Here is a 23,905-nt window from a genome sequence, read left to right as displayed (position 1 = left end):
CCGGAGCACCGGCACAGCGACACACCGGAACACCGGCACACACCGGCGCAGCGGATGCCGCGGCATCCGCCACCGGCATGACGAACGGGCGACGCGGGATCACCGCGCCGCCCGTCCTGCTGGTCCTGGTCAGTTGAATGAGGCCAGGTAACTCGGGATCGTGTCGGTTCCGCTCGCCTCGTCGCCGAGGTCGTTGACGACGTGGCTGATGATGCCGTTGCCGCCCAGCGACACCGCGAGGAGGTTGCGGAGACGGATCCCCGGCTTGTCGGGAGCCTCGATCGCGCTGTGCGTGACGATGCTCGGATCGACGTTGTTGTACGAGTAGACGCCGACGCCCCAGGCCTGGTGCTGGTCGACCTGGTCGGCCACCTTGTAGCCCGCCCAGCCGAGCGTGGCGCCGTTCATCCACGCCGCCTGGTTCGGCGGGTCGTAGGCGAGCTCCGACTGGTAGAACACCGTGCGCCCGCGCTCGCCGCTCCACACGGTGTTGTACTGCTGGAAGTGCTCGACGAACAGCCCGTACGCGATGACGTCGTCGCCGGTCACGACGAGGCCGCGATCGGCGGTGTTCAGGTTCCAGCCGATGCCCTCGCCGTGGTCGCCTCGCCACGACCAGATGTGGTCGACGATCGTGTCGTCGGCGTGCACCACGAGCGCGTCGTCGACCTTGCCGGCGACCGCGCCGCCGACGCGCAGGAACACGTCGTGCAGCGAGATCGGGTCGTCGGAGTGATCGGCGGATGCCCCGGGCTCGCCGACCTCGAGCAGCACCGGCGCGTGCGTGGTGCCCGCGTCGAAGAGCACGCCCGCGAGCTTGACGCCGTCGACGTCGGCGACGCGCATCGCGGCGACCCCGCCGTCGTTCACGATCGTCGCGTACCCGAGCCCGAGCACGACGGTGCCCGCCCGGTCGACCTCGATCGTCTCGTCGACGTGGTAGATGCCAGGGGTCAGCAGCAGGTTGAGCCCCTGCGCGAGCGCCTGGTTGATGCGCTCGGCCGAGTCGCCGGGCTTCGCCACGTAGAACTCGTCGATCGGGATCGACTCGCCGGGCGTCTGCCCGCCCTCCCACGTGGTGCCGCGCGTGTTCGTCGCGAGGCTCGGCACGAAGACGGCCCAGTCGTCGCCGGCCCAGTAGAGGTACGGCTTCTCGCGCGTCACCGGGCTCGTGTCGAGCACGGTGTGCGACGGGTTCGGGAAGTGCGGGGCCGGGGAGCCCTCGACACCCGAGAACACCATGTTCCAGACCGAGCCCTCCCACGAGCCGAAGGTCGAGTCCCGGCTCAGCCACTGCTGCTGCGAGTACGAGCGCACCGCGCCGTCGACCTTCGAGTCGGCGATGAACCCGCCGCTCGCCCAGCCGTAGCTGGAGGGCGCGAGGTTGAGCGCGCCCTTCACGTGCACGCGACGCATGGGCGCGGCCTGCGAGACCGCCCACCTCGCCTCGCCCGTGTGCGGCACGATCGCGAGGTTCTCGACCGAGCGCCAGAAGTTCTGCGTGGCGTTGCCGCCGAACCACTGCGCGTCGGCCCAGACGCCGCCGTTGATCGTCACGTCGTCGGGGTTGCGCCCCGCGCCGCTGATCGACGTGTTGAACCCGACGTGCGCGTGCACGTCGTAGCTGCCGGGCTTGAACAGGAACTGCGACCGCGCGGGCCCGAACTGGTCGGTCTCCTGCGCGGTGAACGCCGCGTCGAGTTCGGCCTGGATCGTGGAGTCGGGCGTCTGGTCGTCGTACACGTGCACGTTCGGCCCGAGGTCGCCACCTCCGGGGATCTCGCCGACGGGCGGGTCGCCGCCTTCTCCCACGAGTACCTCCAGTTCGAAGATCGAGTAGCCGTATCCGGTGCCTCGCTGGGTGCCGTCGATCCTGAGCCACCGGCCGTGCGCACCGACCTCGACGGTATCGGAACCGCCGTCGCCCGCCGTGACCGTCGCCGCCGTGGTCCAGTTCGAGCCGTCGTCGGAGACCTGCACGCGGTAGCCGCGCCCGTAGGCGGCCTCCCACGCGATCTGCACCGAGCAGATGTCGCGGTCCTCGCCGAGGTCGAGCGCGAGCCACTCGGCGTCCTTGAACGCGGAACCCCACCGGGTCTGCGGATTGCCGTCGACCGCGAGGTTCGCGGTGAACGGGCCCTCGGAGCTCGAGGCCGTCGCCGTGGCGGCACCCGCCGGCAGCGCGTCGCAGTCGGCGGCGTTCGCGGCGCCCGGGCCCGCGAGCGCGAGCCCGCCGCCCAGGATGCCCGCCGTGGCGAGCGCCGCGAGCGCCCTGGCCCGCGCACCTCGTCGCCGGATGCCCGCCGGTCGTCGTGTCATGTCTCGTGTCATGTCTCGTGTCATGTCTCGTGTCATCGTCATCACGCCTTCGGAATCAGTCGGTACTGCTCGTCGAGCACGGCGCCGCGGTGCGGCTTGTACAGGTCGTACCCGCGCGGGTTGCACTGCAGTCCGCCGTTGATGCACTGCTCGACGAGACGGTCGAGCACCTCGGGCTCCCACGCGTTGAAGAAGTCGTAGTGCCACGACTGGTCGGATCCGCTCGCGAGCCGGACGTCCGACATGTCTCCGCTCACCGGCCAGGCGATCTTGAACTCGATCATGGGCACGGCGATCGGATGCGTCATGGGGCACTGCCCGTTCACGGGGTACGCCATGTGCGGGCCGTGGCCCATCTCCTTCGCGGCCTGCGGCGTGAGGTGCATGCCGTCCCAGCACGACGGCGCCTGGTAGCGGATGTTGAGCTCGGTGCCCGGGTCGCAGTAGTCGGGGATCTCCCAGCTCTTCGAGATGCCGCCGCACTCCCAGCCCTCGACCGCGCCGGGCGCGGTGCGGAACTGGTCGACGGTGGCCTTCATGTCGCCCGCGACGAAGCGGAGCCCCTGCGGGAACGGCTGCACCTTGCGATAGTCGTCGATGCCCGACTTGTAGTAGATCGTCATCGGGATGTCGGGCTCGATCACCTGGGTGCCCTTGTAGAGCGCCGGGAACCAGTACGACGAGTGGTCCTGCGGCACGGTGCACGTCGAGCCGGCGTTCGCGAGCAGCGAGTCGGTCGTCGTGAACGCGTCGGTGGACCGGTTGCCCACGAAGGTGTGCAGGTGCGACGCGCCCGGCTGCCCGGGGAAGACGATCGGGTCGTCGGGGCGGTTGTGCGAGAACGTGCAGTTCGCCTGGAACTCGTGGTGCGTGACCTCGTCGTTGAACACGGGCGGGTCCTCGGGGTCGACGACCTCGCCGTCGCCGTAGACCGAGAACTCGTACAGCGAGTAGCCGTACCCGGTTCCGCGGTCGGATCCGACGAACTGCACGTAGCGGCCGGCGCCCGTGAACTCGAGGGTCTGCACCCCGCCGGTCCCGGCGGTGACGGCGGCGACCGTGTCCCACGACTGCCCGTCGTCGGAGACCTCGACGGTGAACGCGGAACCGTACGCGGCCTCCCAGTCGAGCACGACGCGCTCGAGCGGATGGCTCGCGCCCAGGTCGATCCTGAGCCATTCGTCGTCGGTGGGGTTGCTCGCCCAGCGGGTCGAGCGGTCGCCGTCGACCGCGAAGCGGGGGCCGAGGCCGCCCGACTCGGAGCTCGAGGCGCTCGTGAGCGCACCCTTCGAGAGCAGCGTTCCGGATGCCGCGTTCGCGGCGTTCGCGGCCACGAGCGAGCCCGCGACGAGGCCGAGCGCCGCGAGGCCGCTCAGTGCGATCGCGAAGGGCAGCGGCCGGCGGATGGGTTCGGTCCGCGACGACGGCGCCGTGCGCTCGCCTTCAGCGGGGGCCGGCGTCGGCCGGCGGGTGGGAAGGGGGAACATCGATGCACGTCCTTCGATTCGACGGATGGTCCGGGCGCGCCGGGTCGGGCGCGGCCGAAGCGTTGCGATCCCGTGGGATCGGGCTCGGGATGGCGCGCGGGCGCGCCTGTGACGGGTCGGGCGACGTCGGAGGTCGCCCGACTCGCGGGGATGCCGGGGGAACCCGGGCCGGCGAGGAGAGGACACCGGCCCGGGTGGACGGTCGGGCTGCCGGTCAGGGCAGCCGATCGGGTGCGGCGGTCAGGGCAGGTCGTAGATGCCGACCTCGAAGAGCGAGTAGCCCCATTCGGTGCCGCGCTCGGTGAGGTTCAGGCGCACGTAGCGCGCGGTGCCCGCGGCATCGAACGTATCGATGCCCCCGTCGCCGCCGGTCACCGTCTTGATGGTCGACCAGTTCGAGCCGTCGTTGGAGGTCTGCACCTCGTACGACTTCGCGTAGGCGGCCTCCCAGACGAGCTGGAACCGGTCGAACGCCTTCGGTGATCCGAGGTCGACCTGGATCCATCCGGTCGGCGCCCACTCGCCCGACCAGCGGGTCGCGGTGTTGCCGTCGAACGCCTGTCCGGGCGTGTAGTTGTCGCCCCACGTCTGGAAGCTCGACGCGGTCGCGGGCTTGCCGAGTGCGACGTTCGTGCCGGGCACGGCCGGGGGTACGACCTTGAAGGAGCGCGTCTCGACGCCCACGTTGCCCTTGCCGTCCTCGACGAAGACGTACGCCTTCCAGACGCCGAGCTTCTGCGGCGCGACCACGGTGATCGAGTCGCCGCTGCGCTGGTGCTCGACGTACTGCACGCCGCCGTTGCCGTCGATGTACTTCGAGTTGAAGAACGTGACGTACTTCAGGGCGTCGCCGTCGGGGTCGGTCACCGAGAGGTTGAACGTGAACGGCTGACCGGCCACGATCGAGCCGGAACCCGGGATCGACATCGAGCTGATGCGCGGCGGCGTGTTGCCGCCGGCCGCGGAGCCGTTCCACATGTCGGCGACCGTGTAGTACCCGAGTCGCTTGTTGCCGCCCGGGTTCACGTTGAACCACACGCCGCCGAAGTCGCCCTCGAGTCCGTAGTGGAAGAACGTCGCGCCGAGGCCGACGCCCTTGTGCTCGGAGATGCAGCGCCAGGAGTCGCGGAGCGCCTCGCCCTTCTCGATGTCGGTGGGTTCGTCGGGAACGCCGTTCGCGTCGTCGGGGACCTCCCACTCACCGGCCGCGCCGCCCTCGGTCACGATGTACGGCCAGTTGTAGTCACCGTCCTCCCAGGTCTGGCGGATGTTGCAGACGTCGCCGTAGGAGTTCACCGCGAGCAGGTCGAGCGCCGGGGTGTTGGCCTTGTAGTACGGCCACGAACCGGTCCAGGCATCGGTCGAGGTGACCGGGTGGTTCGGGTCGATCTGCTTGATCGCCACGGCGACCTCGTTGACGAACGCCGCGTAGGCGTTGCGCTCGGCCTCGAGCACGGCGCCCGAGAAGCAGTTCTGCAGGCCGAGGAGCGACTCGTTGCCCACGCTCCACATGAGGGTCGCGGGGTGCGACTTGTAGACGTTCACCCAGTTCAGGATGTCGGCCTTCGTCGTGGACTTGTAGTTCGCGTCGGTCGTGTAGTTGATGCATCCGCCCGACCCGGGGCCACCGCCGGGCAGCAGCCAGAAGCCGTTGATGACGCGCACGCCGTGCTTGGCCGCGGAATCGAGGAGCGTCTTCGTGTCGGCGCCGGTTCCCCAGGTGCGGGTGGTGTTCGCGCCCATCCCGGTCAGGCCGGGCATGTAGGTGTCGGCCTCGGCGAACGAGGGGCCCCACGTGAAGCCCTTGACCGTGTACGGCTTGCCGTTCACCTGCAGCGACCAGTTGCCGTTGCCGCCGGCGACCTTCACGACGCTCGGGGTCGTGAACGGACCGGGCTCGTTGGGGTAGCCGGGGTCGACCTCGCCGGGCTCGGGGTCGGTGCCCGGGTCGGTGCCGGGGTCCGTTTCACCGGCGGTGCCGAAGACCTGGAACTCCCAGAGCGAGTAGCCGTAGCCGTTCGCGCGGGTCGTGCCGTGCATGCGCACGTAGCGCCCGGTGCCGTCGACGTCGAGTGTCTCGTTGCCGCCGGGGCCAGTGGTGGTCGAGTGGATGGTGGTCCATCCGCCGGTGCCCGTGTCGGAGACCTGGATCTCGTACGCCTTCGCGTAGGCGCCCTCCCAGCGGAGCTCGATGCGGTCGATGCTCGAGCGCTGGCCGAGATCGACCTGGATCCACTGGGGGTCGCTCCAGACGCTCGACCAGCGCGTGCCGGGGTCGCCGTCGAACGCGGCCGACGCGGGCGTGTAGTCGGCGCTCTCGACCGATGAGGCGGTCGCCGGATGTCCCTGCGAGAGGTTGACCGGGGCGGCGAAGGCCGCCTGCGGGGGTGCCGCGAGCACGCTCGCGACGAGCGTCGCGGCGATCGCGGCGCCGAGCGCGAGCAGGCGGATCGGCGCACGGCGCCTCGCCTGGATCGGCGGATGGGAAATCACGGTGAGGGTCTCCTCTGGTCGCGCCGATCCGCGCGAACGCGATCGGCTGGTCGTCTCGTCATCGAGCAGCACGCCCGCGGCACTCGTGATGCCTTGGATAGCGCTCTTACACCAGCGCGACCGAGTATCGTCCGAGGTTTTGTCCCCTGTCAAGGGGGCATTCGTCACGGTTCGCCGGCTGCGTCGGCGCGGAGTCCCACATAGGACACCCGACATTCCGCGAGATTTCGGGCATCGCGACGGCACACGGCGTACGAGATGACTCCGCCCAGCATCTCGCTCGCGATCGGGATAGCGCTCTCTGGACGCCGGTTGGAAGACCCGGAATCATGCACAATCGGCCGAATCCACCGTGAATCGACCGCGAAGTCCGGGAACCGTTCCCGAAACGTTCGCGTTCGACGGCGATCCTCGGAGAGCGCGATCCCTTCGGTGCTAGGGTCGTCGCGTGGACAAGCCCACTGAGGTACGAACCCCGACCCTCGACGACGTCGCCCGAGTCGCCGGCGTCTCCAGGGCGACGGTCTCGCGCGCCATCCGCGACACGCGAGGCGTCGCCGCCGAGCTGAAGGAGGTCGTCGGGCGCGCGATCGTCGAGACCGGGTACGTGCCGAACCGGGCGGCCAGATCGCTCGCGAGCGGCCGCACCGGCAGCGTGCTCGTCGCCGTCTCGGGCACCGACGCCGAGCAGGGCGGGGTCGCAGAGACCGACGTCTTCGCCGATCCGTTCTTCAGCCGCGTCATCAGCGGCGTCGTGCGCACGCTGCGCACGCTCGACACGCAGCCCGTGCTGCTGCTCGTCGAGAGCGACACCGATCGCGCCGACGTGCTCGCGAACGTCCGCCAGGGCGCGGCCGACGGCGCGCTCCTCGTGTCGACCCACTCCGACGACCCCCTCCCCGCCGCATTCGCCGCGGCCGGCCTGCCCGCCGTGACCTTCGCCCGGCCGGCGAGCGGCGCGCCGCTCAGCTTCGTCGACATCGCGAACCACGACGGCGGACGCCTGGCCGCCGAGCACCTGGCGGCCACGGGCGCCCAGCGCGTCGCCCTCATCGCGGGGCCCGACGACGTGCCGAGCGCGCAGGACCGAGCGCGCGGATTCCGCGACACCATGGCCCGTCGCGGACAGGCGTTCCCCCCGACCGCGTACGGCGACTTCACGCTCGAGAGCGGGGAGCGCGCGATGGCCGAGATCCTCGCGCAGGCCCCCGACGTCGACGGCGTCTTCGCCGCGAACGACCTGATGGCGCTCGGCGCGATGCACGAGCTGCAGGCGCGGGGCCGGCGCGTACCCGGCGACGTCGCGATCGTCGGCTTCGACGACTCCGTGATCGCCACGATCGCCCGCCCGGCCCTCACGACCGTGCGCCAGCCGATCGAGGAGATGGCCGCGCAGATGGCGCGCATCCTCGTCGCCCAGATCAACGATCCGACCCTGCGGCCCTCCTCGGTGATCTTCGATCCGGTGCTCGTGACGCGCGGCAGCGCCTGACGCGCAGACGCCGATCGCGTCGACGCGACGAGGCCGTGCCGCTCCGCCGATCGGTCGAGGCGACCGCCACGATTCGGCCGATCGGCCGATTGACGCGCCACGCCCGTTCGACGAGCGTTGGGTGCGCCCGCCGAACCCGGGCAGGAACGGTGCACGATGGACGACCCGAGCAAGCTCGACCCGACCACGCCGGCGACGTCACGGCCGCCGCGTATCCCTCCGCGATGGTTCGTGCGCACCGCTTGGGTCGTGCACCGCGGGCTCTACCGGGCGACGCGCGGACGGAGAGGTCTCTGGGCGGCACGGCCGGAGCGCTGGGGGGCGATGCAGCTCACGACGACGGGCCGCCGCACGGGCCGGGAGCGGGCGGTCATCGTCGCGTACTTCGAGGACGGCCCGAACCTCGTCACCCTCGCGATGAACGGCTGGGCCGAGCCCGAACCGGCCTGGTGGCTCAACCTGCTGGCCGATCCCGAGGCTCGCGTCATGCTGCCGACCGGGCCTCGCGAGGTCCGGGCGCACGCCGCGACCGGGGTCGAGCGCGAACGGCTGTGGGCCGCGTGGCGCACGTTCGGCGACGACGTCGACGGCCTCGCGGCGCGGCGCACGCGCGAGACCGCGGTCGTCGTGCTCGAACCGCGCTGACCGACGATCAGCGCAGCGCGCCCACCGAGGCGAGGGCCTGGCGCACGAGGAGCCCGCGACCGCCCTCCATCTCGTCGGCCACGGCGTCGGATGCAGCCTCGGTCGGCGTCATCCACGTGACCTCGAGCGCGTCCTGCCGCGGCTCGCATGTTCCGGTGACCGGGACGACGAACGCGAGTGAGACGGCGTGCTGGCGGTCGTCGGTGAACGGTGAGATGCCGGGCAGCGGAAAGTACTCGGCCACGGTGAAGGGCACCGCGCTCGCGGGAAGCAGCGGGAACGCCATCGGCCCGAGGTCCTTCTCGAGGTGGCGGAACAGCGCGTCGCGCACCGTCTCTCCGTACATCACGCGTCCGGAGACGAGCGTGCGGGTCATCTCGCCGACCGCGTTGGCACGCAGCAGCACGCCGACCTCGGTCACCTGCCCGAGCCCGTCGACGCGCACCGGAACGGCCTCGACGTAGAGCAGCGGCAGGCGTCCGCGGATCTCTGCGAGCTCGAGATCGCTGAGCCACCCGGGGTTCGTGTTGGGCGCCGGCGTGCCCGTCGGCTCGTCGTCGCCGTTCCAGTCGGGGTCGGGGGTGCGCACGCTCATGCCTCGATTCTGCCCCACGACGCTAGCGTTGAGACATGACGCGTGTGCAGATCGACGACGAGGCCGTGCTCTGGTCGGCTTCGGAGGCCGACCGCGAAGGGCGGCCGCTGCTCGTGCTCCTGCACGGCTACAACTCCAACGAGGGCGACCTGTTCGGCCTCTCGCCCTACCTGCCGCTCGAGCCGGTCGTCGCGTCGGTGCGCGCCCCGATCGACGCCGGGTACGGGTACGCGTGGTTCCCGCTGCTCGCGCAGGGCGTCGACGAGGCCGTCGAGGGTGCGGATGCCGCGGTCGACGCGCTGCTCGACTGGCTCGACCGCGTGGCGGCGGGCGTGACATCCGTGGGACTGCTCGGCTTCTCGCAGGGCGGCGCGATCTCGCTCGAGCTGCTGCGACGCACGCCCGAGCGGTTCGCGTACGTGGTCAACCTCGCCGGATTCGTGCTGCCGGGCGAGCGCGCCGGTGACGGCGACGAACGGCTCGCCGATGCGCTGCCGCCGGTGTTCTGGGGTCGCGGCACGGCCGATCAGGTGATCCCGGATGCCTCGGTCGAGCGCACGCGCGCGTGGCTGCCGTCGCACTCGACGCTCGACGAGCGCATCTACGAGGGCGTCGCGCACTCGGTCTCGGAGCGCGAGCTCGCGGATGTCGCGGCGTTCGTGCGCACGCAGGTCGCGCCGGGCGCCTAGCGCCGAACGGACCGCCGGGCGTCAGACGCCGGAGCCCGCTCCACCGCCGCCAGGGGCGCGCCCCTCGGCGGCCCAACGCGCGGCGCGCTCCTTGTCGCGCTCGGCGACGCGGATCTTCTCGGCGCGAACGGCGGCCTGCGTGGCGCGCTCCTGCACGAGCCAGGCGGGCGGAGCCTCGAGCAGCGCCTTGATCTCGGCGCTGGTCAGGGGTTCGGTGACGCCGCCGCGGGCGAGGCCGGAGTTCGAGACGCCGAGCCTCGCGGCCACGACGGTGCGCGGGTGCGGGCCCTCGCGACGCAGCGTCTCGAGCCACTCGGGCGGGTCGGCCTGCAGCTTGGCGACCTCGTCGCGCGTGACGGTGCCCTCGCGGAACTCCTCAGGGGTCGCGTCGAGGAGGATCCCGAGCTTCTTGGCGGCGGTCTCGGGTTTCATCGACTGGGAGGCGTTCACCCTCACACGTTAGCCGGTCCGCCTGTGTGCGGCATCCGCGCGCCCGTGCGGCGCAGCCGGTCACGATAGCCTGTCCTGGGCGATTCCGTGCGACAGGAGGGGGCGAGATGACCCTGCAGTTGCGCTACGTCGCCGGAGTGAGTCCCGCGAAGTGGCTCCGGGTCTGGGCCGAACGCCGACCCGACCTGCCGCTCGCCGCCGAACGCGTCGACGAATCCGCGCAGCTCGACGGCGTGCGCGAGGGCGAGGTCGACCTCGCGTTCGTGCGCCTGCCCGTCGAGACCGACGGACTGCACGTCATCGCCCTCTGGGAGGAGCAGCCGGTCGCCGTGCTCGCGAAGGAGCACGCGTTCGCCGACGAGGCGTCGCTCACGCTCGCCGACCTGGCCGACGAGCCCCATGCCCCTGTGCAGGACGACGTCGCGATGACGATCGAGCTCGTCGCCGCGGGCACGGGCATGGCCCTCGTGCCGCACGGCGTCGCGCGCCTGCACGCCCGCAAGGACGTGGTCGCGATCCCGGTGACGGATGCCGCGACGACCCGCATCGCGCTCGTCTGGACCCTCGAGCGCGACGACGCGGACATCCAGGAGTTCGTGGGGGTCGTGCGCGGACGCAAGGCGCAGAGCTCGCGCGGACAGGCCGACGACGAACCCGCGCTCTCCCCCGCGAAGGCCGCGAAGAAGGCCGCGGCGGAACGCCGGGCCGCCGAGGCCGCGAAGGGCGGCAAGGGCTCCGGCAAGGGTGCGAAGTCCGCCAAGTCCGCTCGACCCGCGCCCCGCACGGGCTCCGGCGCGAAGCAGCGCAGCCGCAGGAGGGGCCGATGACCGGCATCCGCCCGTTCCTCTTCCTCGCGGCTCGCCCCGAGATCGAGGCCGTCGGGCCCGAGTACGAGTCGGTGAGGCGGGCCATGGGCCTCGACGCCGACCGGCTCGAGCATGTGCGGCTCGACGTCGAGTCGCTGCCCTCGGTCGACCTCGCCGCCTACGCGGGCGTGGTCGTGGGCGGCAGCCCCTACAACGTCACCACGCCAGACGAGCACAAGCACCCCGTGCAGCGTCGCGTCGAAGACGACCTGGCGAGGGTGGCCGAGGCCGCGCTCGACGGCGGGCGCCCGCTGCTGTTCACCTGCTACGGCATCGGCGTGCTCACGCGCCTGCTCGGCGGCGAGGTCGGCACCCGGTACGGCGAAGACGCCGCGGCCGTCGAGATCACGCTCACCGATGCCGGGGTCGACGACCCGCTCACGAGCGTGCTGCCCCGCACCTTCCAGGCGCTCGTCGGCCACAAGGAGGCCACCGAGCGCCTGCCGGAGGGCGCCGTGCTGCTCGCCTCCTCTGCGGCGTGCCCGGTGCAGGTGTATCGCGTCGGGGGCAGCAGCGTCTACGCGACGCAGTTCCACCCCGAGGTGACCGCGCACGACTTCGTCGCGCGCGCGAACGTCTACCGCCATCACGGCTACTTCCCGGCGAGCGAGCTGCGCGCCGTGAGCGAGCGGCTCGCCGCGGCATCCGTCGCCGAACCGCAGCGACTGCTCCGACGCTTCGCCGAGTTCGCCGACGCCTGAACCCGGTCGTCTCGACGAAGACGCGGACGCCTGAACCGGCCGCGTGGACGCAGACGACGACGGCCGCACGGCGTCCCGTGCGACCGTCGAAGCGTGCGGCGAGCCCCGCTACCTGGAGCTGAACGCCGCGTCGAACGCCGCGTCGGACGGCACGTAGGAGGCGAGGCGGCGCACGAAGCCGAGCGCCTCGGGCGCACCCACGAGCCGATCCATGCCGGCATCCTCCCACTCGACCGAGGTGGGCCCGTCGTAGCCGATCGCGTTCAGCATGCGGAACGCGTTCTCCCACGGCACGTCGCCGTGACCGGTCGAGATGAAGTCCCACCCGCGCCGCGGGTCGGCCCATGCCAGGTGCGAAGACAGGCGGCCGTTGCGGCCGTTGTCGAGGCGCTTCTTCGTGTCCTTGCAGTGCACGTGGTAGATGCGGTCCTTGAAGTCCCACAGGAATGCGACCGGGTCGATGTCCTGCCAGACCATGTGGCTCGGGTCCCAGTTGAGGCCGAACGCCTCGCGGTGCCCGATCGCCTCGAGCGTGCGCACCGTGGTCCAGTAGTCGTACGCGATCTCCGACGGGTGCACCTCGTGCGCGAACCGCACGCCGACCTCGTCGAAGACGTCGAGGATCGGGTTCCAGCGCGCCGCGAAGTCGTCGTAGCCGGCATCGACCATCTCGGCCGTCGCGGGCGGGAACATCGCCACGTACTTCCAGATCGACGAGCCCGTGAAGCCCGTCACGGTCTTCACGCCGAGCTTCGCGGCCATGCGCGCCGTGAGCTTCAGCTCCTCGGCCGCGCGCTGCCGCACCCCCTCGGGATCGCCGTCGCCCCAGATGCGGTCGTTCAGGATGTCGCGATGGCGCTGGTCGATCGGGTCGTCGCACACCGCCTGGCCGCCGAGGTGATTGGAGATGGTCCACACCTTCAGGCCGTTGCGCTCGAGGATCTCGAGCCGGTTCGCCACGTACGCGTCGTCGTCCCACCGCGAGACGTCGAGGTGGTCCCCCCAGCAGGCGATCTCGAGGCCGTCGTACCCCCATTCGCCGGCCAGTCGTGCCACCTCCTCGAACGGCAGGTCGGCCCACTGGCCGGTGAACAGCGTGATCGGTCGCGCCATCGCGATACCCCTTCGTGTCGGTTTCGTGTCGTCGTGCGGGGCCGCGGCTCAGCCCGCGGCGGTGACCCAGACGCCCTCGGCCGCCGAGCTCTGCTCGACCGCGTCGAGGACGCGCTGCACGTGCAGTCCGTCGGCGAACGACGGTTCGGGCGCGGTGCCCCCGGCGATGGCGACCACGAGGTCGCGCACCTGGTGCGAGAACCCGTGCTCGTACCCGAGCATATGACCGGTCGGCCACCACGCCCCCGCGTAGGGGTGGTCGGGTTCGGTCACGAGGATGCGGCGGAAGCCCTGCTCGGTGGCGGGCTGCGTCGCGTCGTAGAACTCGAGTTCGTTCAGGCGCTCGAGGTCGAATGCGAGGGCCCCCTTCGACCCGGAGACCTCGATGCGCAGGGCGTTCTTGCGCCCCGTGCGGAACCTGGTGGCCTCGAACGAGGCGAGCGCACCCGACGTGAGACGGCCGGTGAACAGGGCGAGGTCGTCGACCGTGACCGCTCCGCGTTCGCTCGACGCGCTGCCGGTCAGCCCGGAGGCATGCTCGAGCAGTGGGCGTTCGGCGACGATCGTCTCGATGAGGCCGCTCACGCGCTCGACGTGCTGGCCCGTGATGAACTCGGTCAGGTCGATCGCGTGCGCCCCGATGTCCCCGAGCGCACCCGAGCCCGCGAGCTCCTTCTTCATGCGCCAGGTCAGCGGCGCCTCGGCGTCCATGAGCCAGTCCTGCAGGTATTCCGCCCGCACCTGCCGGATGTCGCCGAGCCGCCCCTCGGCGATGAGCTGCCGCGCGAACACGACCGCGGGCACGCGCCGATAGGTGAATCCCACCATCGAACGGATGCCGCGCTCGGCCGCCCGGGCCGCCGCGTCGGCCATGGCCGACGCCTCGTCGACCGTGTTCGCGAGCGGCTTCTCGCAGAGCACGTGCTTGCCCGCTGCGAGTGCGGCGATCGCGATCTCCGCATGGGTGTCTCCGGGAGTGACGATGTCGACGAGGTCGATGTCGTCGCGGGCGATCACCTCGCGCCAGTCGGTCGCGGACTCGGCCCACCCCCACCGGGCGGCCGCGGCCTCGGTCGTCGCGGCGTCGCGGCCGACGACCACCTGCATCGCCGGGGCGAGCGGAAGGTCGAAGAACCGCGGGGCGACCCGCCATCCCTGCGAATGCGCGGCGCCCATGAAACCGTGGCCGATCATCGCGACGCGAAGTTCATGTGTCAACGGGGTGCTCCTCTCAGGAGTGATGCGGGGCGCCCGGCCGCGATGGCCGAGCGCCCCGCGGGACTTCAGGACTCGAAGGCGAGATCGATGTACTCGGAGACGTTGTCCTTGGTGACCACCGGTGCGTCGAGGACGATGCGGTTGGGCACGCTGGGCGTGATCAGGTCGCTCATCGTCTTGCCCTGCGCGATGAGACGCGCGAGCGCCACACCGTCGGCGGCCTGCGTCGACGGGTAGATGACCGTCGCCTTGAGCACGCTGTCGTCGGCCTCGATGGCCTCCATCGCGTTCTTCGAGCCGGCGCCGCCGACCATGAAGAACTCGTCGCGACCGGCCGAGTTGATGGCCGCGAGCACGCCGACGCCCTGGTCGTCGTCGTGGTTCCACAGCGCGTCGATCTTCGGGTTCGCGGCGAGCAGCTGCGAGGCTGCCGCCTCGCCGCCGGCGACGGTGAAGTCGGCGGCCACGCGGGCGCCCACCTCGAGGCCGCAGTCGGCCAGGGCGTCGGCGAAGCCCTGCGAGCGGTCTTGCGTGAGCGGCAGCGAGTCGATGCCGGCGATCTCGGCGACGACCGCGTCGTCCTGACCGTCGAGCTGCTCGCAGATGTAGGTGCCGGCCGAGACGCCCATGCCGTAGTTGTCGCCGAGCACGGTGGTGCGTGCGGCGAACGGGCTGGAGAACTCGCGGTCGACGTTGATGACCGGGATGCCGGCATCCATCGCCTTGATCGCGACCTCGGTCAGCGCCGCACCGTCGGTCGGGAGCAGCACGATCGCGTCGACGCCCTCGTTGATGAAGGTCTCGACGGCCGCGATCTGCGCGTTGGCGTCGTTCGTGCCCTCGGCGACCTTCAGTTCGACGTCGGGGAAGCTCGCTGCGGCCGCCTGGGCGCCCGAGTTGATGGCGCCGAGCCAGCCGTGGTCGGCTGCCGGGCCCGAGAAGCCGATGACGACGTTGTCGCCGGTCGAGGCGTTCTCTTCACTGCTGGTGCCCTGGTCGACGACGTCTTCCGTCTCGCCGCTGCTGGTGCAGCCGGTGAGCAGACCCACGGCCGCCAGAAGAGCGGTGCCGGTGATGATCGTCCGCATTCGCGCGTTCCGAATCGAGCGCATGTCGTTTCCTCCTTGAATGTGATGCTGCTCCGAACGGCGAGGGCAGGACCTGAGGTGGTGCAGCCACATCGAGGGGTATCCACGCCGATGGGCCAACCGTAGCAGAAGTGGAAGTCGATTTTGCAACTTTTGTTTTTCTGTTGGCAGAAGTACGAAAACACCCCCGAATCAGGCGGGAACTCGGCGATCCCTGCACAAGAGCCCCGTTCGGGTGGCACTTCGGATCTCTGGTTTGGGGGTCGCGTGCCGCCGCATGAGCGTGTTATGTTCGCCCCGTGATCAAAGTTGACCATTCATCGTCATTACTCTCCGTGCGGGGGGTGACCAAGTCCTTCGCCGGCGTTCGCGCCCTCAAGGGCGTAGACCTCGACATCCGCCCGGGCGAGGTGCACTGCATCCTCGGCCAGAACGGCGCGGGCAAGTCGACGCTCATCAAGATGCTCGCGGGCGTGCACCGTCCCGACGAGGGAGAGATCGCCTGGCTCGGCGAGTCGGTCGTCATCAACGACCCGCAGGCGGCGATCGACCTCGGCATCGCGACCATGTACCAGGAGCTCGACGTCGTCGACGGCCTCACGGTCGCCGAGAACGTGTACCTCGGCCACGAGCTGGCGCGCGGCGGCTTCAGTCGGCGCAGTGAGGCGGCCAAGCGCACGCGCGAACTGCTCGCCCGACTGGGCCACTCCGGACTCTCGCCCCACACCGAGGTCGGCTCGCTGAGTGCGGCCAACAAGCAGATCGTGAGCATGGCGCGCGCGCTCTCGCACGACATCAAGCTCATCATCATGGACGAGCCGAGCGCCGTGCTCGACTCCGAAGAGGTCAAGAACCTCTTCCACGTCGTCGGCGAGCTCACGAACGCGGGCATCGCGGTCGTCTACATCACCCACCGCCTCGAGGAGATCCGCCAGATCGGCGACCGGATCACCGTGCTGAAGGACGGCCGCAGCACCGCGAACGGCCTCTCCGTCGCCGAGACGCCTACGGCCGAGCTCATCCGCCTCATGACCGGGCGCACGGTCGAGAACGTCTTCCCGCCGGCGACCCCGATCGCCGACGACGCGCCGACCGTGCTCGATGTCGACGGCCTCGCGCTCGCCGGCGCGTTCGACGAGGTGTCGTTCTCGGTGCGTTCGGGCGAGATCGTCGGACTCGCGGGACTCGTCGGCTCCGGCCGATCCGAGATCCTCGAGACGATCTACGGCGCACGCCGGGCCACCTCAGGCTCGGTCACGGTCGGCGGCAAGGCGCTGCGGCGCGGCTCGGTCGTCGACGCGGTGGCATCCGGCGTCGGCCTCTCGCCCGAGGAGCGCAAGAGCCAGGGCCTCGTGCTCGACGAGCCCATCTACGTCAACGTCACGCTCGCGTCGATGTCGCGCTTCGCCAAGGGCGGCTTCCTCGACGAACGCGCCGCACGTGCGAGCGCCCGCGAGCAGATCGAGGCGCTCGAGCTGCGCCCCGCCGACCCCGACCGCGCCGCCATCACCCTCTCCGGCGGCAACCAGCAGAAGATCCTCCTCGCCCGCTGGCTCGTGCACGGCACCCGAGTGCTCCTGCTCGACGAACCCACCCGAGGCGTCGACGTCGGCGCCCGCACCGAGATCTACGCCCTCATCCGCCGCCTCGCAGCCGCAGGCAACGCCATCGTGATCGTCTCCAGCGAGATCGAAGAAGTCCTCGGCCTCGCCGACACCGTCCTCGTCATCGCCGACGGCCGGATCCTGACCACCGTTCCCGCAACCGAGATCGACGAGCACGGCGTGCTCGACCTCGTCATGAAAGGAGCTGCCGCGTGAGCGAGCAGACCACCCCCAGCCGCGACGCCGTCGCCGAGGCGAACCCCACGACCTCCGCGGTCGCCGTCGAAGCACCCGTCTCCCCCATCCGCCGACTCCTCTCGGGTTCGGCCGGGCGCAACCTCGGGCTCATCCTCGCGCTGCTCCTCATCGTGGTCGTGGGCGCGATCACCGCGCCCGACACGTTCACCACCACGAGCAACATGCTGACGATCCTGCGACAGGCGTCGATCATCGGCGTCATCAGCGTCGGCATGACCTTCGTCATCATCGCCGGCGGCATCGACCTCTCGGTCGGATCCGTGATGGGCCTCGCCTCGATCGCCGCCACGCTCGCGGTGACGCAGGACCTGGCCGAGAACTTCCACTGGATCGTCATGGTGATCTTCGCGCTCGCCACCGGTCTCGCCGCCGGCCTGATCAACGGCATCGTCATCGCCTACGGCAATGTCGTGGCGTTCATGGCGACCCTCGCGATGCTCGTGGCAGCGCGCGGCCTCGCGGAGATCCTCGCCGAGCGCCGCACCCTCACGATCGGCTCGCGCGACTTCATCAACTTCTTCAACGCGGACTTCCTCGGCGTGGACATCCTCATCTGGATCTTCGCGCTCGTCGCGGTCGGCGGCTGGGTCCTCCTCAACCGCACCACCTTCGGACGTCGCACGGTCGCCATCGGCGGCAACAAGGAGGCATCGCGGCTCGCCGGCATCAACGTCAAGCGGCACACCGTGTGGCTGTACGCCCTCGCGGGCCTGTCGGCCGGCATCGCCGCCGTCATGATCCTCGGCCGCACCACCGCCGGCACCTCGACGCACGGCCAGCTCTACGAGCTCGATGCGATCGCCGCGGTCGTCGTCGGCGGCACCCTGCTCGTCGGAGGACGCGGTACCATCACCGGCACCGTGCTCGGCGTGCTCATCTTCGCGACCCTGACGAACGTGTTCGTGCAGAACAACCTCTCGTCGTCGGTGCAGGCCGTCGCGAAGGGCGTCATCATCATCGTCGCGGTGCTGCTCCAGCAGCGCTTCGCGCGCCAGGGAGGCCGATCCAGTTCCTGAGGCCCTGGCCGAATTCTCCGCGACCGGCCCCCGTCTTCGGGGGTCGGTTGCGCAGAAGTCGGCCTTACCTCGACGTAAGTAGTGATATACCGAGAGCGTGACACCAATGACGACCGATTCTCCGCAGACCGTCACGGGAGTGAGTCAGCTCTTCCAGCTGCTCCGTGACGGTGTGCCCCGCACCCGAGCCGAACTGGCGAAGTCCACCGGCCTGGCCCGCTCGACCATCGCCGCGCGGGTCGACGAGCTCATGCGCATGGGCCTGATCACGCCCGTCGCAGATGCAGTGTCGACCGGCGGGCGCCCGCCGTCGCAGTTCGCGCTCAACCCCGCGGCCAAGGTCGTGGTCGCCGCCGACATCGGCGCTTCGCACGCGACGGTCGCGATCACCGACCTCACGGGCAGCGTGCTCGCCGAGCACAGCGAACCCGTCGACGTCGCCCTCGGGCCCGAACCCGTGCTCACCTGGCTCGTGCAGAGCGCAGCGCTCCTGCTGGAACGCACCGACCGCGACCGCTCCCACGTCGCCGCCGTCGGCATCGGCGTGCCCGGACCCGTCGAGCACTCGACCGGCCAGCCGGTGAACCCGCCGATCATGCCGGGATGGGACCGCTTCGACATCCCCGGCTGGGTGCAGCAGCACCTGCCCGTTCCCGTGCTCGTCGACAACGACGTGAACATCATGGCGCTCGGCGAACGCGCCGTCGCCTGGCCGAACGTGCAGCACCTCATGTTCGTGAAGATCGCGACGGGCATCGGCGCCGGACTCATCTCGGGCGGAGCCCTCCAGCGAGGCGCGCAGGGCATCGCCGGCGACATCGGGCACGTGCAGGTCGCACGCGGCGCCAACGTGCCCTGCCAGTGCGGCAACCGCGGCTGCATCGAGGCGCTCGCCTCGGGTCCCGCGATCGCACGTGCGCTCCGCGAGCAGGGCGTCGAGGCGCACACCGGCACCGACGTCGTCGACCTCGTCAAGCGCGGCAACATCGACGCGATCCAGGCCGTGCGCCAGGCGGGCCGCGACATCGGCGAGGTGCTCACGGCCTGCGTGAGCCTCATGAACCCGTCGGTCATCGCCATCGGCGGCGGCATGGCCCGCGTCGGCGAGCACCTCATCGCAGGCGTCCGAGAGGTCGTCTACACGCGGTCCACGCCCCTGGCGACCGAGTACCTCTCGATCGTCCAATCGCAGGCCGCCGAGAAGGCCGCCATCATCGGCGCGAGCATGCTGGCCGTCGAACACGCGCTCTCGCCCGAGTCGCTGAGCTCGGGGTTCATCCGCGCCTAGCGGCCTGACGGCCTCCTGGCTGCCGGTAGCCGGCCCACCACGTCGCCACGATGCCCGGATCCGCACACCTGATCCGGGCATCGCTCCATGAGCGTCGCGGCTACGTGCGTCGCTCTGCGCGCCGCGCCTGCGTACCTCGCTCAGCATCCCGCGCCTGCGTACCTTGCTCTGCGCCCTCGCGCGTGACCTCTGCCGCCATGCGTGCTGCGGTGGGCATCGACTCAAGCTCCAACGCCATGCGACGCACGTGCGCACTGCCGGCAACGTCGCCCGACTCGCCGCCCGTGCCTGCACCCGAGGCCCCAGGATCACGCACCCCGGATCCTTCAGCGTCATCCGCGGCCGGTGGGTCATCGCGTCGGAAAAGCGGACCGCTTGCCTGGCAAGTGCCGAGCCGAGGTGGCGAAGTGCCTGCGTGCGGGTGGGCTCGAATGCCCGGGGCCTGAATACCCGCGTACGCGACTCCGATCCCTGAATACCGGGTACCCGTGCAGGAGGGCCGGCGTGCCGAAGGCCGACGTGGCGGCGTGCCGAGGCACCGAAGTACCGGAGGGCCGGCGTATCGAAGTGCCGGCGTTCCGGCATGCAGAAGTGCCGGAACGCCGAAGCAGCGAGGTGCCGGAAGCGCCGGAGCCCGACTGACCAGCGTGCCGCGGTGCCGGTTGACCGCGCTGCCGTGGGAGGTCGCCGGGCACAGGAACGAGCCGCGGCCGAGTAGGCCAGCGCCCCCTGCACGGCGCCGATCGGGCGTGCAGGGGGCGGTGGGCGTGGCACGCCGACGGCGCAGGGTGTCCCTCCTCGCGCCGCCGGCGGTTCGTGCGGTCAGCCGGCGGGGACGCGCTCCCTCGCGTCGTCGCCGCCGCTGCCGGGTTCTTCGTCGACTGCAGCGCTGGGCGCCCCGGAGGTCGAGCGGGTCGGGGTCGGGTCGGTGTCGGCCGAGTCGGGGTCGGTCGAGCCTGTGTCGGTCGAGCCTGTGGAGGCTTCAGCCTCTGCCGCATCGCGCTCAGCGAGCGCTGCAGCGACGGCCGCTGCGATGGCCTGCTCCTTCGAGGCCTTCGCGCGGCGCCTGGCGAGGAGCCACCACGTGACGAGTCCGGCGACGAGCAGGACGACGGCCAGCGAGGTCCACGGCACGGCCCACGTCGTCGCCGAGGCGGACACATCGGCGACGGCGGGCGGAACCCGCGACTCGCCGGGCCTCGAGACGACCTCGCCGCTCGCGGCGACATCCGCCGTGACGACGCCGAGCGGGGCGATGCCGGCGACCTGCACCGTGTGCTCGATCGTGCTGCCGGGCAGGAGCTCCGGAAGGTCGGAGCCGCGCACCGTCACGGGTGCGAGGCCGAAGGGGCCCGCGACCTGTACGACGGCGTCGGGTGCGAGCCTCGTGTTGCCGGTGTTCGTGAGCGTGAACGTCACGCTTCCGTCGCCCGGGGCGAACGGCACGGGCGTTCCGGTGTACGCGACGGTCACGTCGGTCACCGAGAAGGCGGGGGCGAGGTCGCCGAGTACGCGCAGGTGCACGCGGGAGCCGAGTCGGCGCTCGGTCACGACGCCCTCGGCGTCGACGGTCATCGAGGCGACCACGCCGGCGGCGTAATCGCCGGGAGGGGCGTCCGCGGGCACGGTGATCTCGAACGGGATCTCGGCGGTCTGCCCGCTCGCGAGCGAGATGCGGGGAGACGCGACCTCGACCCAGCTGCCGAGCTCGACCGACTCCTCGCCCTTCGGTAGGATGTCGAGCGAGCCGTCGGGGGTGAGGAAGCCGTCGGCGGCGTAGACCTCGAGCTCGATGCCCTCGGCGCTGCGGTTGGTCACGAGGAGGGCGTCGGCGACCGATTTCCCGGGAAGCGCCTCGTACGCGAAGTTGGGGCGACCGGTGCCCTGCGCGGTGTCCGCCGGGCGGACGCTCCAGGAGACGGTCGTGTCACTCGGTTCCTTCTCGGCGGCATTGGCCGCGCCGACGCCGGCGACGGCGCCGAGCCAGGTCGAGAGGGCGATCGCGATCGCGATCGCGACGCCGAGGAGCGGTCGGAGGGCCTCGGGTCGGCTGCCGCGACGCGGCCCACGGCGGCGGTCCGCGACGTGTCGACCGCGGCGGGCCAGTTCAGTGGTGCGCGGTGAGGCGGGAGCGTCTGAGATGACGGCCTGGGACATGGGCGCGTTCTCGCTTTCGTGGGATCGAACGGTGCGGGGTGTCCGGGCCCCGGCGAACCGGGGCCCGGACGGATGATCAGCTGAGTGCCGTCAGCGTGATCGTCGCGGTGTAGGTGCCGCGAGGCGTCTCGAGCGGGAGCTTCAGCTCGAGGTCGGCGCCGACCACCGACGCGCTGCGCGCGTGGCCGTCGGGTGCGCCGGCGAGGGTGCGTGCGACCGACAGGCCGTCGCCGCCGTCGAAGCCCGACTGCACCGCGCTGCCCGCGACGGCGCCGCCCGCGGCATCCGTCACCTCAGGGGTCCAGCCGAGGTACTTGCTCGACACCGGCGTGCCGCCCGCCGAGAAGTCGGACACCTGCGCGGTGAGCGACCACTCGGGGTTGCCTGCGCGCGTGTCCTGCACCCGGATCGGCACGATCTCGCCGTCGGCGGCGAAGTGGTCGAGCTGCTCGTCGGCCACGCCGAGGTCGACGAGGGCCGAGCTGCCCTCGAGCGACCAGATCAGCTCGCCCGGCGCCTGGGCGGGCACCGTGACGGCGATCGCCTGGTCGCCGGCCGCAGGTGCGCCGGGAGCGGTGCCGGTGTAGTCGCCGACGACGTCGCCGGCGGCCACGCCGGTGCCGAACGCGGCGAGCGGGGTGTTGCCCGACAGCTCGATCGTGCCGTGCACGGTCGTCGCCGCGACCCGGAGGTTCGCCGAGTTGTCGCTCAGCACCAGGTCGCCGCCGATCGAGTTGCCGAACGCGTCGGCAGCACCGTCGGCGTCGGCGCCGATGAGCACGTCGCGGGCGCTGCCGCTCACGGTCACGCTGCCCTGCACGATGGCGCCGGCGATCGAGACGCCCCACGGGGAGCCGTCGATCGAGACGTCGCCGACGACCGAGGTGCGCACGAGGTCGACGTAGTTGCCGTCCTGGGTCGTGAGCGAGCCGCCGATGGTCGTGTCGACCACCTCGACGTCGAGACCGCCGGCGGCAACCGAGCCGCCGACCTCGAGGTCGTTGAGGTAGAGGAATCCGACCTCGCTGTCCGCCGAGTAGGCGCTGATGTCGCCGGCGACGCTGGTGCCGTCGAGCAGCACGCCGTACGCGTCGGTGGCGATGACGTCGCCCTCGACGACGACCGACGTCGCGTCGAGCCAGCCGCCCGGCTCGACGATGATGTCGCCCTGCACGGTCGCTCCGCCGAGCACGCAGTCGACGCCGTCGCCGACCGTGAGGTTGCCCGCCACGACCTGGTCGCCCAGGTCGCCGGAGCAGCTGAGGTCGGCAGCCCAGGCCGGAACTGCGACGAGGCTGCCGCCGGCCACGAGCGCCGCGATGGCGGTGGCCTTCCAGATGGTTCTCATTGGTGTGTGTCTCCTTCGAGTGGTCGGGGTCAGCCGCGGAGGGCGGCGATCTTCTCGTAGCTGCGGTCGGCGTTGCCGAGCGAGTTCACGGGGTTGCCGCCCGCGGCGGTCGAACCGGCGTTGTCCTGCTCGTACATGCCGAAGCGCTGGCCGCGGTTGCGCTGCAACTCCGAGAGGATCTGCGCGTAGGGGATGTCGCCCGCGCCGAACTCGATGATGTCGTAGCCGTTGCCGTTGGCCGGGTTGAGCTTGCCGTCCTTGAGGTGCACGAGCGGGAAGCGTCGCGGGTCGCGCTTGAGGTACTCGATCGGCTCGAACCCGGGGAACAGGTGCCGTCCGACGTACGCCCAGTAGATGTCCATCTCGAACGTCACCAGGTCGGGGTCGAACTCGGTCCAGAGCAGGTCGTACACGCGGCGGTTGGTGTTGGCGCCGCTCGCGTCGGTCGTCCAGTTCCACTCGCCCTGGTGGGTGTGCGTGTAGAGCTTGATGCCGGCCGCCTGGGCCTTGACGCCCATCTGGTTCCACGTCTGCGCCGCGGTGACCCACGCCGCATCCGTGCGCCCGGAGGCGATCGGACCGCCCTGGCCGAGGAACTGCATGCCCAGGGTGTTCGCGATCTCGAGCTGCGCATCGATGTTGCCCGGGTTGAGCGTGGCGTGCGAGCCCACGGCGCGGAGGCCGTTGTCGTCGAGCAGCTGCCGGATCTCGGCGGGCGTGATCGCACCCGCGCCGCCCTGCGTGTACCCGGCGAACTCGACCTCGGAGTAGCCGATCGCGCTGAGCTCCTCGAACAACCGGCGGAAGCCGATCGAGCCCGCGCCGCTGAGCTTGTCGCGGACCGTGAACAACTGGATGCCGATTCGGTTGACCGGCACCAGGCGAGCCCCGCCGCTGGCGGTGGGGAGCGCTCCGGGAAGCACCGCGGGTGCGGCGAGTGCGGACGCGGCGGTCGGGGCGGCGAAGGCCCCGAGTCCGACGGCGACGGATGATGCGGCCAGCGCCTGCAGCAGGTTCCGGCGGCTCATCGGCTTGGCCGACACCGTCGGGTGGCCGTGAGTGTGGTGACTCATCTCTC

19 protein-coding genes are annotated in these 23,905 nt (G+C 71.0%); 8 read left to right on the top strand and 11 right to left on the bottom strand.

Annotated features, from left to right (window positions below; all coding sequences use genetic code 11):
* Positions 1-129: 129 nt before the first annotated feature.
* From BM342_RS15190 to BM342_RS15180, 3 genes are all read right to left on the bottom strand, one after another.
* Complete coding sequence (locus tag BM342_RS15190; protein ID WP_255368842.1) at positions 130-2,319, bottom strand: discoidin domain-containing protein; 2,190 nt, start codon at positions 2,317-2,319, stop codon at positions 130-132.
* A gap of 41 nt (positions 2,320-2,360) precedes the next feature.
* Positions 2,361-3,806, bottom strand: a complete 1,446-nt coding sequence (locus tag BM342_RS15185; protein ID WP_092967648.1) for a DUF1996 domain-containing protein — start codon at positions 3,804-3,806, stop codon at positions 2,361-2,363.
* 240 nt (positions 3,807-4,046) lie between these two features.
* Complete coding sequence (locus BM342_RS15180; protein ID WP_255368841.1) at positions 4,047-6,299, bottom strand: discoidin domain-containing protein; 2,253 nt, start codon at positions 6,297-6,299, stop codon at positions 4,047-4,049.
* A 448-nt stretch (positions 6,300-6,747) separates the two neighbouring features.
* Here BM342_RS15180 and BM342_RS15175 point away from each other — a divergent pair, with 448 nt between their 5' ends.
* On the top strand, positions 6,748-7,791 hold the full coding sequence (locus BM342_RS15175; protein ID WP_092967644.1) for a LacI family DNA-binding transcriptional regulator: 1,044 nt from the start codon (positions 6,748-6,750) through the stop codon (positions 7,789-7,791).
* Between the two features lie 156 nt (positions 7,792-7,947).
* Positions 7,948-8,436, top strand: a complete 489-nt coding sequence (locus BM342_RS15170) for a nitroreductase/quinone reductase family protein (RefSeq protein ID WP_092967642.1) — start codon at positions 7,948-7,950, stop codon at positions 8,434-8,436.
* Between the two features lie 7 nt (positions 8,437-8,443).
* On the opposite strand, the gene BM342_RS15165 is transcribed toward BM342_RS15170, so the two are convergent.
* Positions 8,444-9,031, bottom strand: coding sequence for an NUDIX hydrolase family protein (locus BM342_RS15165; RefSeq protein ID WP_092967640.1), 588 nt, complete (start codon positions 9,029-9,031; stop codon positions 8,444-8,446).
* Positions 9,032-9,066: 35 nt separating this feature from the next.
* Here BM342_RS15165 and BM342_RS15160 point away from each other — a divergent pair, with 35 nt between their 5' ends.
* The gene (locus BM342_RS15160) at positions 9,067-9,720 is read left to right on the top strand and encodes an alpha/beta hydrolase (RefSeq protein WP_092967638.1); all 654 of its coding nucleotides are present in this window, start codon (positions 9,067-9,069) and stop codon (positions 9,718-9,720) included.
* Between the two features lie 21 nt (positions 9,721-9,741).
* Here the strand turns inward: BM342_RS15160 and BM342_RS15155 are convergent, their stop codons facing one another.
* Positions 9,742-10,152 carry a DUF5997 family protein gene (locus tag BM342_RS15155; RefSeq protein WP_092968723.1) on the bottom strand — a complete coding sequence of 137 codons (411 nt, stop codon included), beginning with the start codon at positions 10,150-10,152 and terminating at the stop codon, positions 9,742-9,744.
* 125 nt (positions 10,153-10,277) lie between these two features.
* On the opposite strand from BM342_RS15155, the gene BM342_RS15150 reads away from it, so the two are divergent.
* The gene (locus BM342_RS15150; protein WP_092967636.1) at positions 10,278-10,997 is read left to right on the top strand and encodes a LysR family transcriptional regulator substrate-binding protein; all 720 of its coding nucleotides are present in this window, start codon (positions 10,278-10,280) and stop codon (positions 10,995-10,997) included.
* A complete protein-coding gene (locus BM342_RS15145) occupies positions 10,994-11,737 on the top strand; it encodes a glutamine amidotransferase (RefSeq protein WP_177232218.1) in 744 nt (247 codons plus the stop codon). The genes BM342_RS15150 and BM342_RS15145 overlap by 4 nt, the downstream gene beginning before the upstream one ends.
* Before the next feature lie 108 nt (positions 11,738-11,845).
* Here the strand turns inward: BM342_RS15145 and BM342_RS15140 are convergent, their stop codons facing one another.
* From BM342_RS15140 to BM342_RS15130, 3 genes are all read right to left on the bottom strand, one after another.
* On the bottom strand, positions 11,846-12,850 hold the full coding sequence (locus tag BM342_RS15140; RefSeq protein ID WP_092967634.1) for a sugar phosphate isomerase/epimerase family protein: 1,005 nt from the start codon (positions 12,848-12,850) through the stop codon (positions 11,846-11,848).
* Between the two features lie 48 nt (positions 12,851-12,898).
* Complete coding sequence (locus BM342_RS15135; RefSeq protein ID WP_092967632.1) at positions 12,899-14,044, bottom strand: Gfo/Idh/MocA family protein; 1,146 nt, start codon at positions 14,042-14,044, stop codon at positions 12,899-12,901.
* Positions 14,045-14,133: 89 nt separating this feature from the next.
* A complete protein-coding gene (locus tag BM342_RS15130) occupies positions 14,134-15,180 on the bottom strand; it encodes a substrate-binding domain-containing protein (RefSeq protein WP_092967630.1) in 1,047 nt (348 codons plus the stop codon).
* Between the two features lie 320 nt (positions 15,181-15,500).
* Here BM342_RS15130 and BM342_RS15125 point away from each other — a divergent pair, with 320 nt between their 5' ends.
* From BM342_RS15125 to BM342_RS15115, 3 genes are all read left to right on the top strand, one after another.
* Positions 15,501-16,976 carry a sugar ABC transporter ATP-binding protein gene (locus BM342_RS15125; RefSeq protein ID WP_092967628.1) on the top strand — a complete coding sequence of 492 codons (1,476 nt, stop codon included), beginning with the start codon at positions 15,501-15,503 and terminating at the stop codon, positions 16,974-16,976.
* Positions 16,973-18,034: an ABC transporter permease gene (locus BM342_RS15120; protein ID WP_092967626.1), complete on the top strand. Its 1,062-nt coding sequence runs from the start codon at positions 16,973-16,975 to the stop codon at positions 18,032-18,034. The genes BM342_RS15125 and BM342_RS15120 overlap by 4 nt, the downstream gene beginning before the upstream one ends.
* A gap of 106 nt (positions 18,035-18,140) precedes the next feature.
* Positions 18,141-19,322 (top strand): ROK family transcriptional regulator, encoded by a 1,182-nt coding sequence (locus tag BM342_RS15115; RefSeq protein ID WP_092967624.1) that lies wholly within the window; start codon positions 18,141-18,143, stop codon positions 19,320-19,322.
* 822 nt (positions 19,323-20,144) lie between these two features.
* Here the strand turns inward: BM342_RS15115 and BM342_RS15110 are convergent.
* The 3 genes from BM342_RS15110 to BM342_RS15100 all read right to left on the bottom strand — a co-directional run bounded on the left by BM342_RS15110 (position 20,145) and on the right by BM342_RS15100 (position 23,900).
* Complete coding sequence (locus BM342_RS15110; protein ID WP_092967622.1) at positions 20,145-21,479, bottom strand: COG1361 family protein; 1,335 nt, start codon at positions 21,477-21,479, stop codon at positions 20,145-20,147.
* Between the two features lie 76 nt (positions 21,480-21,555).
* On the bottom strand, positions 21,556-22,827 hold the full coding sequence (locus BM342_RS20010; RefSeq protein ID WP_092967620.1) for a hypothetical protein: 1,272 nt from the start codon (positions 22,825-22,827) through the stop codon (positions 21,556-21,558).
* Positions 22,828-22,856: 29 nt separating this feature from the next.
* Positions 22,857-23,900 carry a sugar phosphate isomerase/epimerase family protein gene (locus BM342_RS15100; RefSeq protein ID WP_255368840.1) on the bottom strand — a complete coding sequence of 348 codons (1,044 nt, stop codon included), beginning with the start codon at positions 23,898-23,900 and terminating at the stop codon, positions 22,857-22,859.
* Between the last annotated feature and the right edge of the window lie 5 nt (positions 23,901-23,905).

Origin of the sequence: Agromyces sp. CF514 (assembly GCF_900113185.1) — a bacterium.
Lineage (GTDB): Bacteria > Actinomycetota > Actinomycetes > Actinomycetales > Microbacteriaceae > Agromyces.
The sequence above is the reverse complement of the archived record's forward strand: the minus strand, read 5'-3'. Positions and strand labels throughout refer to the sequence as shown.